Source organism: Brevinematales bacterium, from assembly GCA_026415355.1.
Taxonomy (GTDB): domain Bacteria; phylum Spirochaetota; class Brevinematia; order DTOW01; family DTOW01; genus SKYB106.
In genome coordinates, this window is the sequence record JAOAHF010000003.1 from 40,856 (window position 1) to 58,743 (window position 17,888).

Sequence of the window (17,888 nt, forward strand, 5' to 3'; positions counted from 1 at the left end):
ATTCCCCTCCCATTCCTCAAGCCCCGAGGTGGAAATACCACCCGGGGTTATTTCATTTAAATATCAAGCTTCCTATTCTTAACATGTTGCTTCCTTCTTCTATTGCTATTTTATAGTCATTAGTCATCCCCATTGACAGATATTTAAGAGTAACCTTGAAAGAACTTTCGATCCTTTCTTTTAAAGCTCTGAGCGTCTTGAATGACTTTGAAATAGTTTTCTTATCATCAGTAAGAGGAGATATGGTCATAAGTCCGGAAACTAATATACCTTCATCTAAAAGCTTCTGAAATAGCTCTTCTGCTTCTTCAACTTCAATTCCATGTTTAGTTTCTTCATAACTAGTCTTGATCTCAAGTAACATCTCACCTTTAAAACCCCTCTTGATAAGTCCCTTAGGAATCTCTGTATCCTCAACAGACTGTACAACATCAAAAATTCTAGTTACCTTGGCAAGTTTGTTTGTTTGTACAGGTCCTAACATATGTTTCTTCACACCATCGATAAGATTTTTGTTAGAAAGAATTTGGAATTTCTTTTCGGCTTCTTGCACCCTATTTTCTCCTACATGCTTCACTGCCGCATTACAAAGAAGCTCTTGTATATCTTCAACTGTCGCATACTTAGTTACAACAACGACTTCTATATCATATGATATTCCATAAATAGACTTGAGTTTTTCAATTTCTTCTAAAAGAGAGTTATATCGTTCTGAAGGCTTCATTTTGGCGACGCTGGGATTCGAACCCAGGACACAGGGCTTATGAAACCCCTGCTCTACCGCTGAGCTACGTCGCCTAACCACTTTATACTATTTTGTACGTAACACTTAGATTGTTTCAAATTAGCAGATATATACAAGATTATAGAAATTAGTCTATAAAAATTACGCATAAACTCTAAACTATCTATTCTAAGCTAAACCTAACGTAGGTTCAACATTAACAATCTGCTAATTAGACAAACCTTAACGAGTATCAAGTCTTGGAAAGTCATATTTTTTTACAATACCATTATCATCGGTTGTAATATTAGTATTACCACCTTCGCTTTGGTTTGACATTTTCTTGTCTTCTTCTAATAGAAAATGTATGATTTCAGCCCATTTTTTATATATCTCATTTAATCTCTTTGAATAATTAGCCTTTTTGTAATAAAAAAATGCTTTGAAAAATCTCTTTTCCTGATAAAGGTAATGATCTCCTACTCTTACGAGGCCATCTTTGTAATCTGTAACCAGAAATATTTTAGCAGCATCTTCTATTTTACCTTCATTAAATAACTGATTTCCTTTTCTTATGAGTTCAATTCTCTCTCTATTAGTCATATCAATATCCTCTAACTGAACCTATTCATCAGCAACATTAAGCTGCTTGCTTCATCTCAACAAGTTTTTTAACATCAATAACGATAAAAAGTTCTGTGTTTTTCCTTATGACTGAAGTTATGAATTCACTACTTATCTCCCCCAACTCTTGGGAAGATGAGATCTCAGTATCAACTGCATCAATAACACCTTCAACAGAGTCTACTTTTAGACCATACTTCTTACCATCAATTACAATAACCACTAAATAGCTTCTTCTCTCATATTCTTCAGAAACTCCAAATCTTTTCCTAAGACTTATTACAGGAATTATTTCACCTCTTATATCAACAATACCTTCGATAAACTCATAAGAATGTGGTATCTCAAGATAAGGCAACATACTCATAACTTCTTCTGTATATTCTATACTAACAGCATACTTTTGGTTATAAACAGAAAACGTAACAAACTTCTTCATATCAAAAATATAAAAAACTAATGTAGATAAATTCAATATGTATCCCTCTGAAGTTTGGTCAAGAGTTTGGTATTTTTTGTTGAAAAATATTCTAAATACCTCGTTTTCATAACTCATCCAACCAATTATCAAATCTCTCTCCCCTACCCCTAGTATATCTAAACTATCTAGAAAGTAGGAGAATCTAAATATCTCAATTGCATAATTCCATTTACTCTATTTCTTCCAAACTCTCTATAAAATCAAACATTCGGCTCTATAGCTAAAAAATACTACCTTGACAATTTTTTCAAAATTTCAACATTTTCCCAACAGATTCTGGGTTATCAGATATCACTATTGTTTGGTAGACAATTACTCCACAAAATCCTAATCTTGAACTTATCCAAAACATTCGTAAAATTTAATTAGAAAAAACAATTGAAAGTAGATTTTATATACTTAATAATTATATCGGTTTATGTTGGAATCTTTTAATATATTTGCTAAAACTAAACGATAATTTTATTTGTGTCTTAGGAGGTAGAAATGAGTTTAGACTTCTTTCAGATGTCTAAGTTGTTTATTTCAGTGTTGTTATTGCTCTTTATGGTACTCGAGTTTCAGAGAAACAAAAACAAGGAATTCATGGTACTTAGTATAATTTTCGGTATTTTTTTCGTAAAAGAGATTCTATACTTGATTATAAACATACACGGTTCTTTTTATTCTACATTTAGAAATCCAATGACAGGTGAAATAACAAAGCAACTTGCCAATGAGAACCTTTTTGAAATTAGATATTTCATTTGGCACATGGTTGAACTTATATTCGTTCTTTCAGTAACATATCCATTTCTATTCATGATAGGTTCGTTGAGAAAAAATGGCAATGTTGTCAATCTTGTAACTTTTGTTGCAAATATAGTTGCAATAATAGGTGTTTTAGCGGTAGTTTTTATGTTTACTAAAAATCCTATTAATGTTCTACTTAACATATCAAACAATGATACCCAAGTTGCTTTTACTCAAGATTTTGTACATCAGATACTAAGGAGTTGGTGGATATTTGGTTTTTGGAAAATAGGTCTTATAATATATGCTTCGGTTCCAATTGCCAGAGTGTATGGTTTTACTGCTCAGATGTTACCACACATTTATGTATCAAAAGTTTCTTATATAATTTCTGTTTCTCTATTCAGCGTTTTATATCTTTTTTCATCCATTGTTTTCATACATGCAACAAAAGGAATAGGTTATAACATTATAGAGTTACTAGGTTTTATATTTCTTGTTGCTACAGGTTATAAGATATTTAGAGCAGATATTATGGACATGGACTTTAGGATACAAGATCTTGAGAAAGAAAAATCCTTAATCATAGAACTTATGAGAGAGATAGGAGATACATTATCAGTTGAATTAGAAATGGATAAAATTTTGGCAAAGATAGTAGATGCTGCCATAGAAGGTACTTCGTCCAAGGCAGCAGCAATCTTGCTAAAAGATCCAACGGGTAATACTCTAAGTGTTAGATATGTTAAAGGGCTTTTCCCTCCTGTCAAACCTATAAAGGTAGACCAATCAGTAGTTTTAAAAGAAAGTCAAATAGTTGAGATATTTAAGTCCACTAAGATATCTGTTGGTGATACATACATAGGTCTCCCTGCTAGTACAGGCGAAACTCTATTTATAAAAGATGCTGAAGAGGATCCAAGAGTAATACAAACTGCCAAAGGAATTATAGACATAAAGTCAGTTATTGTTACTCCGCTTGAAGTTCAGAACAATATTATGGGAGTTTTAGCAGTACTGAATAAATCAGTTGGTGTTTCTCATACCCAGAGTGACCTATCGCTTATAGAAACACTTGCAGACCAGGCTGCTATTACTATTAGACAGTTTGAAATGTATAAGGAAATCGTTGAAAAGAAACAAGCTGAAAGAGATATAAACATTGCAAGTGAAATACAAATGAATCTCCTACCAAAAAAGTTTGTATCATCTCAGAAATTAGACATGTTTGGTTTTTCAATACCTGCCAAGGGAGTAGGTGGAGATTATTTTGATTACATAAAGTTTGGGCCAGATAAGGTAGCAATGATAATAGCTGATGTTTCTGGTAAAGGAATTCCAGCAGCACTTATAATGGTTATGATAAGGAGTATAACTAGGACAGTTGCTTCACTTGACAAAGATGCTAATATTGTATTATCACAACTCAATAACTCCCTCAGTGGAGATATAGTTGAGGATAGATATGCTACTGCATTCTATTGTGTTTTGGATGCCGAAAGAAAAATACTTAATTTCTCAAATGCTGGACATGGCCCATTACTACTCTTTAGAAACAAGTCTAAAGAGTTTGAGTTACTTGATACTGAAGGAATGCCCGTGGGTATAATGCCAGGAGTAGAGTATGGACAAGATTTTGTCATTCTTGATAAAGGAGATATAGGTGTATTGTATACAGATGGTATTACCGAAGCTATGAACGATGTCCATGATTTATATGGTCTTGAAAGGCTTAAAGATGTTGTATATAAAAACCATGAACTAACAGCTAAAGAAATAACCGAAAAAGTTTTAGAAGATGTAAACAAATTTGTAGCAGGTGCTCCACAGCATGATGATGAAACTATGATAGTCTTTAAGGTCTTATAATGATAGGTATATTTGCTAATGGTTTTGGAGAAACGGTAATTGCAAATAAACTCGCAAATACCATATTTGAAAAGTACAATAAAAAAGTTGCTATATTTTCCCTTGTAGGGGATGTTAGTGTTAAACAGGGAGTAGAGATTGGATTTACTTCTAAAAATCTTGGCTCCGGCGGTAAACCTTTTGATTCTATGAGTAATCTAATAAATGATTTAAAACATGGAGTACTACCCGAGTTATTTAAATTTATAAACGTAATCAGAAGACAAAAAGAAATTAAATTAGCACTAGTAATAGGAGATCCATTTCTTCTATCGATTGTTAAAATATCCCTAAGAGGCAAACCTATAATAGTATTTAACTCAATATACAAAACTGAACTTGCTGAACCTCATTTTTGGTTTGAGAGGTATTTTATAAAGAAAACTGTCGATTACTTTATTCCAAGAGACAGAGTTACTAACGAGTATTTTTCAAAAATGGGTGTTAAAACCATTTATTTTGGAAATCCAATGGTTGATGCAGTTGACGTAAGGGGAATCGAGTATAGAAAAGATGTTAATTTAAAAACACTTCTTCTACTACCAGGTAGTAGAGAATCTGTATACAAGATAATTCCAAAACTCCTTTATATTGTCGAAAGTGTATTTGACAAATTTGGCTTTTTCAACGTCTTATGTCCACTTAGTAGGAATATTAAGATTAGCCGATTGTCGGATGTTATTTCCAAACACGGATGGGAAATTTATTCATATGAAAGTAGATTTGTTCTGAAGAAGAATGTTCTTGAAATAGTAGCATCTTATGATGCTTTTGGTGATATGCTAATGCAAAGTGATGTTGTTTTGAGTTGTTCCGGAACTGCTACTGAACAATCTGCAGGATATGGTAAACCAAATGTAATGTTTTACGATAAGGATATTGGTTTAAGTAAAAAGTGGTTTGAGAGACAGAAAAAAATGCTAGGTGATAATTTAAAACTTTTTGAAAGATATAACATCTCTGAAATATCACAAGAAATAATTTACCTCTTCAACAACTACCAAGAAAGAAAAAAGAGAGGAGAAATAGGTATGAAAATGATAGAAGGTAAGGGTAGCATAACTAGAATATCAGAATTTGTCTCTAATCTTTTAGATGATTGATCGCATCTTCCAATGTAGGAAATATTGGTACAATTTTATCTAGTTTGTCTATTTTCAGTATGAAGAGAACCTTGTTGTCTATAGCAACTATTGAGAATTTCTTATTACAACTTCTCGAAGCAGACATAAATCTTACTAATATACCTACCCCAAACGAATCTATCTCTGAAGTGTTTGATAAGTCAATAATCAATGATTTTGCATCAGGGCTAACTTTTATTTCATCATCATTAATGTTATCAAAATCAAATATTGTGAGAGATTTACCAAACCTTATTACCTCTACGTCTTTTATCTTCAATCTTTCAAACAACATTCTACTAATAATTCTATTCAAACAATTATCACTTTATCAACTTACGCTGAATGGATCAACCTAATTCAATATCTGTGAAATCGGTTTATCAATTATACGTGTATGAACAATACACAATCTTAATAAGTTTTACATGGCTTATCCAAAACTTATATCATACCTAAAATTATTTTAACAGGTTATTTATTAACCTTTATGAGCAAACTCTAGAATTAATAAGATCGGCTAAGATGAGATGTAAAATTTCCTACTAATTCAATCTAATAGTAACTATCTTTTGTATTTCCAGTACTCCACCTGATAGATATTTACATACTTTTGATGTTCTTGATAAGTTTTCGAGAATATATGTGTTCCATCATTTCTTGATACAAAGTATAGATAATCTGTGTTATAAGGCATTACTGCTGCCCTGATGGATTCTAAAGAAGGATTTGATATTGGCGTTTTGGGTAAACCTCTTCTAGTATAGGTATTATATGGAGTATCATGTGAAAGATGCCACTTCTTTAAGTTGTTATCTCTCCACATATTAAGATCCATAAGACCGTATATTACAGTAGCACAAGATCCAAGACTTATGTTTCTCTTCATTCTGTTATGAAACACTGATGAAACTAAGTATTTTTCTTCCTTGGGTCGTCCAGCTTCTTTTTCTATTATTGAAGCAAGTATAATTGCCTGTTCAAATGTAAGTCCAACTTTATTAGCAAGACGAGTATATTCATCTCTATCTATTTTCTTGAAGAATGTATTTACAAATATCTCAACTATCCTTTCTGGTTTATCCTTATAATAAAAAGGAATATAATATGTTGAAGGAAATAGAAATCCTTCAAGTCTGTCAAATTTTACGTTGTATTTTTTTAGAATATTTTGATCTCTGGTCACCTTAATTATGTCTCCTCTTTTTGTTAAACCTGTCTCCGAAAGAATTCTATCTATATCAAATGATGTTGCCCCTTCTGGGATTCTTACTTTTATTGTGTATATTTTCTCATTTAGTATAATATCAGCTATATCAAAAACACTCATTCTTGAATTTAGTTTATATGCTGAGGGAATAAGTTTCCTGTCAACACCAAGTATCCTAGATATGATTAGAAACGTGTCTTTGTTGTCTATTATACCTTCATTGTACAATTTATCAGCTACTATATGAAGGTTATCTCCTTTTTCAACAACAAGAATGTATTCCTTGTAAGGTTTTTCTGAACTGTCAAAAAGTGTAATATACACTATTAACGAAAATATTACTACGAGGATCACAACTAATGTGATAAATAAGTATTTTGGTAGAGTTGTTTTTGGCATATTACTATATTATAAACAAAAATCAAATCCAAAATGAACTAAAGTAAAATATGGTAATTTTTTGATATGTCGAATTAAGAAATATCAAAACATAACTACTGTAAAGCTCAATCACTTAGGTAAAAGCTACTTTTTTATTTTTGTATTTTGTTAAAAAGTCGTTAGGATAAAGATATTAAATATCTAAGTTGAAATGAATGCATTTTGACATTTACCATTTCTACGGGTTTAGGGAGTAACAATGCTAATAGTTCAGAAGTATGGTGGCACTTCTGTAGGTAATGTGGAAAGGATAAAAAACGTAGCAAGAAGAGTTGGTATGACAAAAGATAAAGGTAACGATGTTGTGGTAGTTGTTTCTGCTATGGGTGACACTACTGATGAGCTAGTTTCACTTGCTGAACAGATTTCTAAAAATCCACCCAAGAGAGAGTATGATTTATTGCTTTCTACAGGTGAGCAAATTTCAATAGCACTTCTTTCTATGGCTCTCAACGAGCTTGGATACAAGTCAATAGCGTTTACTGGTCCACAAGTTGGTATAATAACCACATCAGACTATACTGAAGCTAAGATACTAGATATAAAAACTACTAGAATAAGAAAAGAGCTAGAACAAGGTAAGATTGTAATTGTTGCAGGATTCCAAGGTGTAACAGAAGATGGAGATATAACTACTCTTGGTAGAGGAGGTTCGGATACCACAGCTGTTGCTCTTGCAGCTGCATTAAAAGCAGATCTATGTGAAATATACACGGATGTAAAAGGAGTATATACAGCAGACCCTAGAATTGTAAGATCTGCTAGAAAACTTGATGTGATAAACATAGATGAAGTACTGGAGTTAGCAAGTGTAGGTGCACAGGTACTACATCCTAGATCTGTTATATTTTCTAAAAAATACAATGTTCCTTTAGTAGTTAGATCATCTTTCGAAGATGATCCTGGTACTAGACTTGTGGAGGATTATATGGAAGGATTAGTTGTCACTGGAGTTGCAGTTAAAGTAGATGAAGCAAAAATCACTGTTCTTGATGTACCTGATGTTCCAGGAATAGCAGCAAAACTCTTTTCTGAAGTTGCTAAAGAAAAAATAAATGTAAATATGATTGTTCAAGGCACTAGCAGAAACGGCTTAAGTGAAATCAATTTTACAATACCCAAGAAGGATCTTCAAACCTTAAAATCAATCGAAGATAGAATAAAATCTTCAATAAACTGTTCTAACATAATATACGATGATAATATCGCTATAGTGTCAGTTGTTGGAACTGGTATGAGAAGTCATTATGGAGTAGCTGCTACCGTCTTTGAAGTCTTGGCAAACAAAGGAATAAACATAGAGATGATATCAACATCAGAGATAAAAATATCCGTTGTTGTGAGAAGAGAAAAAGCAGAAGAAGCAGCAAACGCTTTACACCAAGCATTTAGACTTTCAGAGATAGAGATAAAAACAGAATAAACTATACGTATTTCCCCACTCCTATATCGTCTTGTTTGATTTTCTTTGTATATGGTTTTATTCTCATTGCTTCTTCAGGAGTTAGTATGTAGCAATATTTGCATCCCTTTATGATTACCCTATCTCTAGGTTCTCCCTGGAAAATTTCTGCATATATTACATCTCTAGGTCCAAGCCTTGATCGACAAACAGGACAGTACCTTGGTTTCGTTCCTAATTTCTTTTCTTCATCATATTCTTTCTTATCCTTTTGATACTGTTTTTTTTCGTCATTGTAGTTTTTCAGGTTCATAAGTAAAAGAAATATTATCAAACCTACTATTATTCCAATTACACTCCAAACTACCATAATGATATTTTACAGAATAGTTTACCTTTTTTCAAAAAATCTTGTGTTGTGATTGGTATTGTTGATATAACCTTATATTGTTTTGCAGAATTTAATATGATTAACTAGAGTTTAAAATATTCATTTAGTTAAAATAACTGTTAAATGGAAAAAGTACCAGTATTTTTAATCCCCATCTCAATATTTCTACTTATGGTATCACAGTTGTTGTTTATACCGATTGTGGTATTCATCTACTTGTTTTTGATTTCCATAAAAAGCTTTAGGAATAATTTCAGTATTGAAGATATTTTTTTTATTACTTTTATACTAGCCAGTCTATTCTCTGTTCTCTTTGCGAAGAACAAGACTTCTGCCCTAGGCGGATGTTTGATTTTACTGATTTATTACATGATATTTAGTGTAGGTAAAAATTTATGGTTTGATAATAAAGTAGTATTTTTGTCTTCATTTGTTGGTGTAGTAGTGCTTTCTGTATCTAGCCTGATTTTCTACTTACTACCAAATCTAAGTTTTAACATAAAAGTTGGTAATCTGAATCTTATAGAAGTACCATCTGCTAGTAACTTTTCCTATGATTCGATAGTAAGAAGTCCATCTATAACACCGAATCCTGTTATTTTTTCGTCATCCGTTTTGTATATGTTACCTGTAATTATTGTAGGAACATTTAGTTTGTATGATAATCAAAGTACTTTAAAGAAAGTAATATTGCTTATTGTAGCAATAATACTGTTTGGTATTTCTAGTTTTACTTCGAATTCAAGGAGTATAATTGTTTTAGGACCTATGTCTGTTTTTCTGTCTTTAATACTGATGAAAAAGTATAGAGAAATTGGAATATCAGTATTAGTTTTTTTTATTGCGATCGGCCTGATATTAGGTTTTTCTGGTTCATTTGACAGAATTAAAAGTATATTTGATGATACGGATCACTCTAGCTTTCTAAATAGAATAGACGCCTACAAGATGGGATTTGAGATATTTTTGAGGAACTGGTATTTCGGTGTGGGACTCATAAATTTCAAAGAATATGTACCTTATTACTATGGGAGTTACATTCACAATCTTTATCTTAGTGTATTAGTTGAAACAGGTATTGTCGGTATAATACCTTTTCTTGCACTTTTGATAGTAGCACTTACTAAATCATTTAAAAATCTCAAACATAGTTCCAATCAGTTCATTGTTGGATACTTGGTAAGTATTTTGGTTTTCCTAGCCCATGGTTTAATAGATAACACTCTGTATGTCGTTGCGTTGGGTAGTATTTTCTGGCTATTTTTAGGAACAAGTATTTCAAGAAACATGTCGAAAGCATCGAATCCATAAGGTTTTACTAGTATAGCAAGTTTTTGCAAGCCGTTCACAGGAGTACAAAATCTCCAAACTTCATAGTGCTTGATTAGATTAATGTAGCCTCTGTAAGATTCTTTTCTTGGAAAGGTAATTTAATAGGTGTTTATAATTCTGTAAATTATGATATCAGTACTTAAAGGATTGAAAGATCAAATAGTTTCAGAGATTAATAGTTTCTTTAGAGATATTAGGTCTGTTCCCATGATAGACGACTTTTGGTTTTATGAGAGTCTAGATAGGCTTCATGAGTTTGTTCTATCAGGTAAAATGCTAAGGGGTGCTATGGTACTGTTTTCTGAAAAAATGTTTTCTGGAAACTATTCAAAAGATGGTTTGCGATGTGCTATAACAGTTGAGCTTTTACAATCGGGTCTTCTCATACACGATGATATAATGGATGAAGATACGCAAAGAAGAGGAAAAGATACTATATTCTATCAGTACAAAAAACTTGCGGATAAAGAAAGTGCTTCAAACAGTCACCATATAGGAGAGTCTATGGGAATATGTGCTGGCAATTTTGCGTTTTCTTTAGCATTTCTGTCTCTTGCCAATATATCCAAAAAAAACGTGATGAATAAATTGATACTCAAGTTTGGTGAAGAAATGGCAATAGTTGGAATAGGTCAGATGAAAGATGTTATAACATCTGGAGTCAAAAGAGTACCAACAGAAGAAGAAGTTCTGTCAATATATAAATACAAAACAGCACGATATTCATTTTCTTTACCGTTTTCCCTAGGAGCAATTATATCAGAAGTTAACAGTGATACAATCAAAATGATAGAAGAAATAGGTGAATATCTCGGAGTAATATTCCAGATACAAGATGACAAAATAGGATTAGTTGAGGATTCCAAAGTAACTGGCAAACCTAGAGGATCAGATATAAAAGAAAATAAGAAGACAATATTCTATGTAAAACTCATGAATAAATCCAATGATGAAGATAAAAAAAAGCTTATAGGAATTTTTGGTAATCCTGATATAAGCGATAACGATATTAATACAGTAATTGATTTATGCTACAAATACAATATATTTGATGATGTAAATAGATTATTAGAAAAATACTCAGAAATTGCTAGGGAAAAGATATCTTATCTACCCGTATCTAGAGAATATAAAGATCATCTTTTCGAATTCATAGATTATAACCTCACACGCGATAGATGATTTCCTTAAACTTATTGCCCCTATCTTCGTAGTTTCTGAACATATCAAAGCTAGCATAACCTGGTGAAAATAAAATGACATCTCCTTTTTCGGATACTTCTTTTGCTTTTTTTACAGCATCTTCTAATGTTTCAGCTAAGTAATAATTGTAGTAGCCGCTTTCTTTTAGTTTTTTAGATATATTTTCTTTAGTACTTCCTATCGCTACCAAATATTTTACTTTATGTTTTATTATTGGTACAGCTTCTTCGAAATCCATTCCCTTATCAAGCCCTCCTACGATTAAAATTATCTCATCATCTAGACTTCTTATTGCACTTATCATTGCGTTTATGGTAGTAGACTTTGAATCGTTTATATACTTTACTCCATCTATCTCACCAACTAATTCCATTCTGTGAGGGAGTGGCTCAAAAGAATATATTGATTCTTGTATAACTTCTATAGGTAAGTTATGTAATACCCCAACAGAAACTGCTACCATTATATTTTCAATATTATGCTTACCTATAAGTTTTACTTTTGATACATCTAATACTTTTTCGTCTTCAAAATAGACATAATTATTTTCTAGATATACTTGAGGAATATTATTAAAGTTCTCTTTAGGTTGATAAGCAGAGAAGTATATTCTTTTGGTTTTTAATCCAGATGCTTGATCAAATTTTGTGATAGATTTATTTATTATACTAAAATCGTTTTCATCCGAGTTTTTGAACAGAGAAAACTTCGAGTTTACATAATCGTTAAAGGTTGGATACCTATCTAGATGATCTTTGGCTATATTTGTGATTACTCCTATATGTGGTTTGAATAATTTTGTTGTATCTATTTGAAAACTGCTTATTTCAAGGACGAGTATATTTATTTCTTCATTTATTAGTGAAAATACAGGTATTCCGACATTACCTCCCATATGGACTTTTGGAAGGAAGGATGAGAGTAATTTGTACGTTAGACTTGTCGTTGTAGTCTTACCATCAGTTCCCGTTATTGCTACATAGTTGATTTGTGGTTTTAGCCTGTAGAACAACTCGATATCACCTATAACTTCTATACCTTTTGATAGAGCTTTTTGTATTATTGGGTTAGTCAGAGGTACTCCAGGACTAGAAATCACCATTTCTACTTTTTCCAAATCTATATCTTCTTTTCCCAGTAGGTTTATAACCTTTCCTTTAGATACATTTTCTAGTTCTGCAATTAATTTCTGTTTTTCTTCATCATTTACTCTATCTGATATGTAGACATTACATTCTTGACTCAACAGAAATTTTGAAGTATAAAAACCGGTTCTGTTTGTAAATCCTAGAATTAAAAAATTCTCTTTACCTAAAACCATAAGCTACTCCATGTAAACCCTTGGGTCCATAGCATCTCTGAGTGCTTCCCCAAGAAGGTTCAATCCTGTTACTGTAATGAATATTGCAATACCTGGGAACACTGCTAACCACCAAGCATAGTCAATATATTGATTACCTAGAAGTAATATATTACCCCAACTTGGTGTAGGAGGTTGAACACCAAGTCCAAGGAAGCTCAATGAAGATTCCACTAAAACAGCTCCAGCAATTCCGAAAACTAAAGCTACTATAGCAGGATTTATAGCATTTGGTAATACATGTTTTATAAGTATGTACATGTTATTACTTCCTGTTATTTTAGAAATTTTCACGAAGTCCATGTTTGTAATCTTAAGAGTTTCACCTCGCACAAGTCTAGCAACTCCAGTCCATCCTGTAAGCCCAATAACAAACATAATATTATATATGCTAGGGGGTAGAAATGCTAATATTGTCAATATTAGAAAAAGGGTAGGAAACGTCATAAATATCTCTATTATTCTCATTATTATAGCATCTACAATACCCCTAAAATAACCGGCTAATAGTCCCAAAGCTGTACCTATTAGAAATGCTGTCCCTACTGCTACTACACCGACAGATATAGATATAGTAGTGCCATGTATTATTCTAGCTAGTACATCTCTACCTAAATCATCGGTACCTAGCAAGTGTTCCTTTGACGGAGGACTAAGTTTTTTGTTTAGATCTATAGTATAGGGGTTATGTGGTATTAACGGCATGATTTTGAAACTAACTTTTGTAAAATCAACATTTTCTCTTTCATTCATGAAAATAGGGAATAATAATCTACCTTCTAGAACACATAAGATTGGTTTGTCATTTGCTATCAGAGGTGAAAACACTGCAATTAGTATTAGAAATAAAACAATAAAAAAACCAGCAACACCCAACTTGTTAGAAAAAAACCTCTGCTTCACGAACTGATAGTAAGTCATCTTTATATGGGCGGTAGAGGATTCGAACCTCTGACCTCTTGCTTGTAAGGCAAGCGCTCTAACCCCTGAGCTAACCGCCCTTTTTCTTAGCTTTTTCTATTCTTGCTTTAGCGTAGTTCATTATACCACCATGTTGAAATATGTCAAATAGTACTCTAGGAAATGGTTTTATCTTAAACTCCTTATTTTTCGTTATATTTCTGACAATACCATTTTCAAGATCAATTTCAAGTACGTCTCCAGTATCTGTATTTTCAACTGCTTCTGGAGATTCAACTATCGGTAGTGCCCTATTTATAGAGTTCCTAAAAAATATTCTAGCAAAAGACTTCGCCACCACTGCGCTTACCCCTGCAGCTTTTATTGATATTACCGCATGCTCTCTAGAAGAACCAGAACCAAAATTTTTACCCGCTACTAGTATGTCACCTTTGCCTACTTTAGAAGCAAAAGTAGGATCCTCATCTTCCAAACAGTGTTTCGCTAACTCTTCAGGATCAGTGGTATTAAGATATCTTGCCGGTATTATTTTATCTGTATCTATATCATCACCATATTTCCAAACCTTACCTCTTATAACCATATTACCTCTCCCGTACGCTTAATTTTGTAAGATAAAGCTAAAATATAACAAGTTAAATTTGATTAGCATAATAGAATCTAATCGGATTCTATTGCAAATTGTTGAATCTATTTCTATACTCTTTAAATGCTTTTATCTTCTCTCACAGTTACATATAAAAAACAAGCATGGATAACCTAGTAGATTGTGAATGTGTTTTAGAATCCCGAGAAGGTAATAAGCTACACAAAAAATAAATCTAAACATCTTGTAAAACACACTAGTGTGTTTTTATAGTTATTTTAGTACGTTGATATAAAAACTCATTTATCTATTTAGAGGCAGTCCTTCACTTATGATAGTAACCACAATATGAGGTTTAAAACCTCTGTTTTTAAAGAGATTTTCTAGAGAAGATTTCAAAAACCACAAAAAGTGGTGGAGAGAAAAATCTCTATCTAATGTAATGAAGAAACACAAAACTCTATTTCTGTTGGAAAATGTTCCTGAAATAATCCCATATTCATGATGTAACATTTTTATACAATTGAAAAATTCTTGAACATCCGTTTGATGTTCTAAAACCTCAAAGAAAGTAATCATGTCAAACCTAATATTATTCCCAACAGCATATGAAGTAAAATCTTTCAGTGACATAGGAAATAAGTTTTTTAGATTAAAATTTCTCATCGCTACATCTATACTCTTGAAGCTATGTAAACGCAATATACCCAAAACCTTCACTTATGAAATTAAGAAATGACTTATTACACAGCCAATGTCTAAAACCTTATTTCTTTTTAACTTGCTTTTAACACCTTTAAGGGGAAATTTTATGATTTCACTTTACATCCAAATTTAGCCCTCGATGCCAAAGAAAATACTCACCTATCTTTTAATCTTCGTATATATTTTTCATAAACTCTAATGGTACCTAGAACTGGATATCACAATTACTACAATGGTACAACTTATACTCAAAGTTTAATGCTACCTTTAGTTCTTATAAACTTTTGCAAGTATACCAAAACTAATGTTTACATGAATTCTTGACTTTGCTAGTTTACTACCACCAATTAAGGTGAAAACCAGAAAGTTACTTTTGTAAAATTAATCGAAATGGTGTACTTTTTTGTAGGAACTGTGGCAGAATTTATAAAGGTATTCCCAGTTCTTAAAAGGATGGAAGATTGTAATATTAATTACGTTATTCTGGCTTCAGGTCAAAATGATCTTAGTAAATCTGAGTTGAAGTATTTTTTGAGTAATTTCTCCCCTATCTATCTTTCGAAAGTACCTAAAAAGCAAAATGTAATAAGTCTAATGATATGGTTTGTATCTTCACTAATCACAGGAATTATTAAATTGCGTAGAGTTTTCAAAAAAGGTGATATAGTTATAGTTCACGGAGACACTCTATCATCTTTGTTAGGTGCTATAATAACTAAGATGTTTAGCCTAAAGTTAGTTCACCTAGAAGCAGGTTTAAGATCCTATAATTTTTTTCGTCCATTTCCTGAGGAAATATGTAGAGTTCTAACGTCATTTTTAGCTGATGTAGCTTTGTGTCCTAACCAATGGGCTATGAATAACTTGAAGAGGGAAAGCCTAATAAAGATAAATACGTATAATAATACACTTTATGAAAGTTGTAAATTTGCTTTAACACAGAATCCCGACAGTGATATAATTTCCAAGTTACCTCCAAAACCTTACTTTATATTCATAACCCATAGACAGGAAAACATATATAATAAAAAAACAATCACCCAACTAGTATCTCTCGCTTTAGAATTTGCTAGCTATATGAATTGTGTCTTTGTTATTCATTCCTCAACAATGGAAGTCTTAAAAAAACATAAACTCTTGGATAAAATAGAAAATACCAAGAACGTATATGTTTTCGAGAGAATACCTTATATAACTTTTAATCATGTCTTAAAAAATTCAGAATTCATAATCACAGATGGGGGTAGTAATCAGGAAGAATCTTATTATCTTGGAAAGCCTTGTCTTATTCTTAGGAAGGAAACTGAAAGAATCGAAGGTTTAGGTAAGAATGTTGTTTTAAGCAAACTAGATTTTCAGATAATTCGCGACTTTATCACCAATTACAGGAACTATTCTTACCCACCAATAGATGATGAGATGAACCCATCAGAAATAGTTGTTAACTTTCTAAGAAAACTAGAAAATCTTACTTAGTTTACATGTATCTTATTTTGCATGACATAGAGATACAATCTCTTAGATCATCATACATATTCGGTTTTTGTACTACCCCAGGAAAATAATAAGTTTTGTATCCATTCTTGTTATGATAAATTTGTCTGTAGTTTGATACACAATACTGTTTTGGTGTAAAATATGGCTCGCATGAGCAAGATATTCTCTTTTATAATACCGACGCTAAACTCTGAAAAAACTCTTAGATTATGTTTAAGTTCAATAGTAAATCAGACATTTGACAAAGACAAGATAGAAATAATTGTTGTAGATGGTGGATCGAAAGACAAGACTATAGAATTAGCAAAAGACTATGGAGCATTAGTTTTAGATAATCCTATGGTGCAACCAGAATACGCTAAATATAATATAGGAATACCCAATGCTCGAGGGGATTTTATCATCTTCCTAGATTCTGATGAGGTTTTAGGTAATTTAAATACTCTGAGTGAAAGGTATAAAATTATTTCGAATTATCCTTACATTAAGCTTATTCTGTTTTCTGGTTATATAACACCGAATAACTCTCATCCTATTAATTATTATGTAAATAGTGTCGGGGATCCATTTGCTTTTTTTATTTACTCGAATGAAAAGAGTTTTGGGAAATTTTATGAAATGTCAAGAAAGTTTTACAACAGGGTAGAACATGAAAGCTTTATGGTACTAGATAAGTCCAAACTCAGGAAAAAGACGTTATTGCTAGATTTTGCCTCTTCAATAACTATTGATAGAAATATTTTAACTACTATTATAAATAATCTTGATACTAGACCTAACTTTTCTGAAGTTTTCTACAGGTATCTAGAAACTAGCTATGAGGTATGTCTACCTAAAAATCAACCTGTAGTTCATTATTCATCTGACAGTATTAAAAGATATTTATCAAAGATCCAGTGGAAGATAAATATAAACTTGTTGTTTAATGAGAAAGGAAATTCAAATTACGTACCTGCTGGTTTTGCTAAAAGAGAAAAAACTCTTACTTTCTTTGAAAGGTTAAAAAAATATTTATTCATACCATATTCTATCAGTGTTATTTTACCTCTCCTTGATGGGATAAGGTTATCGATAAGACATAAAAATTTGCACTTTATTCTGTTTCACACTTTTTTCTCCATTTATACATCTTTGTCAATCTTTGTTAAAATCTTAATGAAACTTTTTGGTGTAAAACCTATGCTTAAACCTTACGGCAAGTGATTAAAATTGTTTGTACATTTAATAATAACTCGCTTGTTTCTTGA

17 protein-coding genes and 2 tRNA genes are annotated in these 17,888 nt (G+C 31.8%); 7 read left to right on the forward strand and 12 right to left on the reverse strand.

Annotated features, from left to right (window positions below; genetic code table 11):
* Positions 1 to 52: 52 nt before the first annotated feature.
* The 4 genes from N2712_01550 to N2712_01565 all read right to left on the reverse strand — a co-directional run bounded on the left by N2712_01550 (position 53) and on the right by N2712_01565 (position 1,787).
* Positions 53 to 724: a YggS family pyridoxal phosphate-dependent enzyme gene (locus tag N2712_01550; GenBank protein MCX8028664.1), complete on the reverse strand. Its 672-nt coding sequence runs from the start codon at positions 722 to 724 to the stop codon at positions 53 to 55.
* 2 nt (positions 725 to 726) lie between these two features.
* A tRNA-Met gene (locus tag N2712_01555) sits at positions 727 to 798 on the reverse strand.
* Between the two features lie 169 nt (positions 799 to 967).
* Complete coding sequence (locus N2712_01560; protein MCX8028665.1) at positions 968 to 1,327, reverse strand: hypothetical protein; 360 nt, start codon at positions 1,325 to 1,327, stop codon at positions 968 to 970.
* A gap of 37 nt (positions 1,328 to 1,364) precedes the next feature.
* Positions 1,365 to 1,787, reverse strand: a complete 423-nt coding sequence (locus N2712_01565; GenBank protein ID MCX8028666.1) for a chemotaxis protein CheW — start codon at positions 1,785 to 1,787, stop codon at positions 1,365 to 1,367.
* 528 nt (positions 1,788 to 2,315) lie between these two features.
* Here N2712_01565 and N2712_01570 point away from each other — a divergent pair.
* Positions 2,316 to 4,430, forward strand: a complete 2,115-nt coding sequence (locus N2712_01570) for a SpoIIE family protein phosphatase (GenBank protein MCX8028667.1) — start codon at positions 2,316 to 2,318, stop codon at positions 4,428 to 4,430.
* Positions 4,430 to 5,572: a hypothetical protein gene (locus N2712_01575; protein MCX8028668.1), complete on the forward strand. Its 1,143-nt coding sequence runs from the start codon at positions 4,430 to 4,432 to the stop codon at positions 5,570 to 5,572. The genes N2712_01570 and N2712_01575 overlap by 1 nt, the downstream gene beginning before the upstream one ends.
* Here N2712_01575 and N2712_01580 read toward each other — a convergent pair.
* Positions 5,553 to 5,888, reverse strand: a complete 336-nt coding sequence (locus N2712_01580; protein ID MCX8028669.1) for an STAS domain-containing protein — start codon at positions 5,886 to 5,888, stop codon at positions 5,553 to 5,555. The genes N2712_01575 and N2712_01580 overlap by 20 nt on opposite strands.
* A 270-nt stretch (positions 5,889 to 6,158) precedes the next feature.
* Positions 6,159 to 7,202 carry an endolytic transglycosylase MltG gene (gene mltG / locus N2712_01585; protein MCX8028670.1) on the reverse strand — a complete coding sequence of 348 codons (1,044 nt, stop codon included), beginning with the start codon at positions 7,200 to 7,202 and terminating at the stop codon, positions 6,159 to 6,161.
* A 241-nt stretch (positions 7,203 to 7,443) separates the two neighbouring features.
* Here mltG and N2712_01590 point away from each other — a divergent pair, with 241 nt between their 5' ends.
* On the forward strand, positions 7,444 to 8,667 hold the full coding sequence (locus tag N2712_01590) for an aspartate kinase (GenBank protein ID MCX8028671.1): 1,224 nt from the start codon (positions 7,444 to 7,446) through the stop codon (positions 8,665 to 8,667).
* Between the two features lies 1 nt (position 8,668).
* On the opposite strand, the gene N2712_01595 is transcribed toward N2712_01590, so the two are convergent.
* Positions 8,669 to 9,016, reverse strand: a complete 348-nt coding sequence (locus tag N2712_01595; GenBank protein MCX8028672.1) for a hypothetical protein — start codon at positions 9,014 to 9,016, stop codon at positions 8,669 to 8,671.
* A 144-nt stretch (positions 9,017 to 9,160) separates the two neighbouring features.
* Here N2712_01595 and N2712_01600 point away from each other — a divergent pair, with 144 nt between their 5' ends.
* Entirely contained in the window at positions 9,161 to 10,348 is a 1,188-nt protein-coding gene (locus N2712_01600; GenBank protein ID MCX8028673.1) for an O-antigen ligase family protein, read from the forward strand.
* 147 nt (positions 10,349 to 10,495) lie between these two features.
* Positions 10,496 to 11,551 (forward strand): polyprenyl synthetase family protein, encoded by a 1,056-nt coding sequence (locus N2712_01605; protein ID MCX8028674.1) that lies wholly within the window; start codon positions 10,496 to 10,498, stop codon positions 11,549 to 11,551.
* Here the strand turns inward: N2712_01605 and murD are convergent.
* The 5 genes from murD to N2712_01630 form a co-directional block, all read right to left on the reverse strand.
* Positions 11,535 to 12,893: a UDP-N-acetylmuramoyl-L-alanine--D-glutamate ligase gene (murD, locus tag N2712_01610; protein ID MCX8028675.1), complete on the reverse strand. Its 1,359-nt coding sequence runs from the start codon at positions 12,891 to 12,893 to the stop codon at positions 11,535 to 11,537. The two genes, N2712_01605 and murD, sit on opposite strands and share 17 nt — an antisense overlap.
* Before the next feature lie 3 nt (positions 12,894 to 12,896).
* Positions 12,897 to 13,853 (reverse strand): ABC transporter permease, encoded by a 957-nt coding sequence (locus N2712_01615; protein MCX8028676.1) that lies wholly within the window; start codon positions 13,851 to 13,853, stop codon positions 12,897 to 12,899.
* A 7-nt stretch (positions 13,854 to 13,860) separates the two neighbouring features.
* Positions 13,861 to 13,933, reverse strand: a tRNA-Val gene (locus tag N2712_01620).
* Positions 13,924 to 14,436, reverse strand: a complete 513-nt coding sequence (leuD, locus tag N2712_01625) for a 3-isopropylmalate dehydratase small subunit (protein MCX8028677.1) — start codon at positions 14,434 to 14,436, stop codon at positions 13,924 to 13,926. The genes N2712_01620 and leuD overlap by 10 nt, the downstream gene beginning before the upstream one ends.
* Before the next feature lie 306 nt (positions 14,437 to 14,742).
* On the reverse strand, positions 14,743 to 15,105 hold the full coding sequence (locus tag N2712_01630; GenBank protein MCX8028678.1) for a hypothetical protein: 363 nt from the start codon (positions 15,103 to 15,105) through the stop codon (positions 14,743 to 14,745).
* A 429-nt stretch (positions 15,106 to 15,534) separates the two neighbouring features.
* On the opposite strand from N2712_01630, the gene N2712_01635 reads away from it, so the two are divergent.
* Entirely contained in the window at positions 15,535 to 16,620 is a 1,086-nt protein-coding gene (locus tag N2712_01635; GenBank protein MCX8028679.1) for a UDP-N-acetylglucosamine 2-epimerase, read from the forward strand.
* Between the two features lie 162 nt (positions 16,621 to 16,782).
* A complete protein-coding gene (locus N2712_01640; protein ID MCX8028680.1) occupies positions 16,783 to 17,844 on the forward strand; it encodes a glycosyltransferase in 1,062 nt (353 codons plus the stop codon).
* Positions 17,845 to 17,888: the final 44 nt, after the last annotated feature.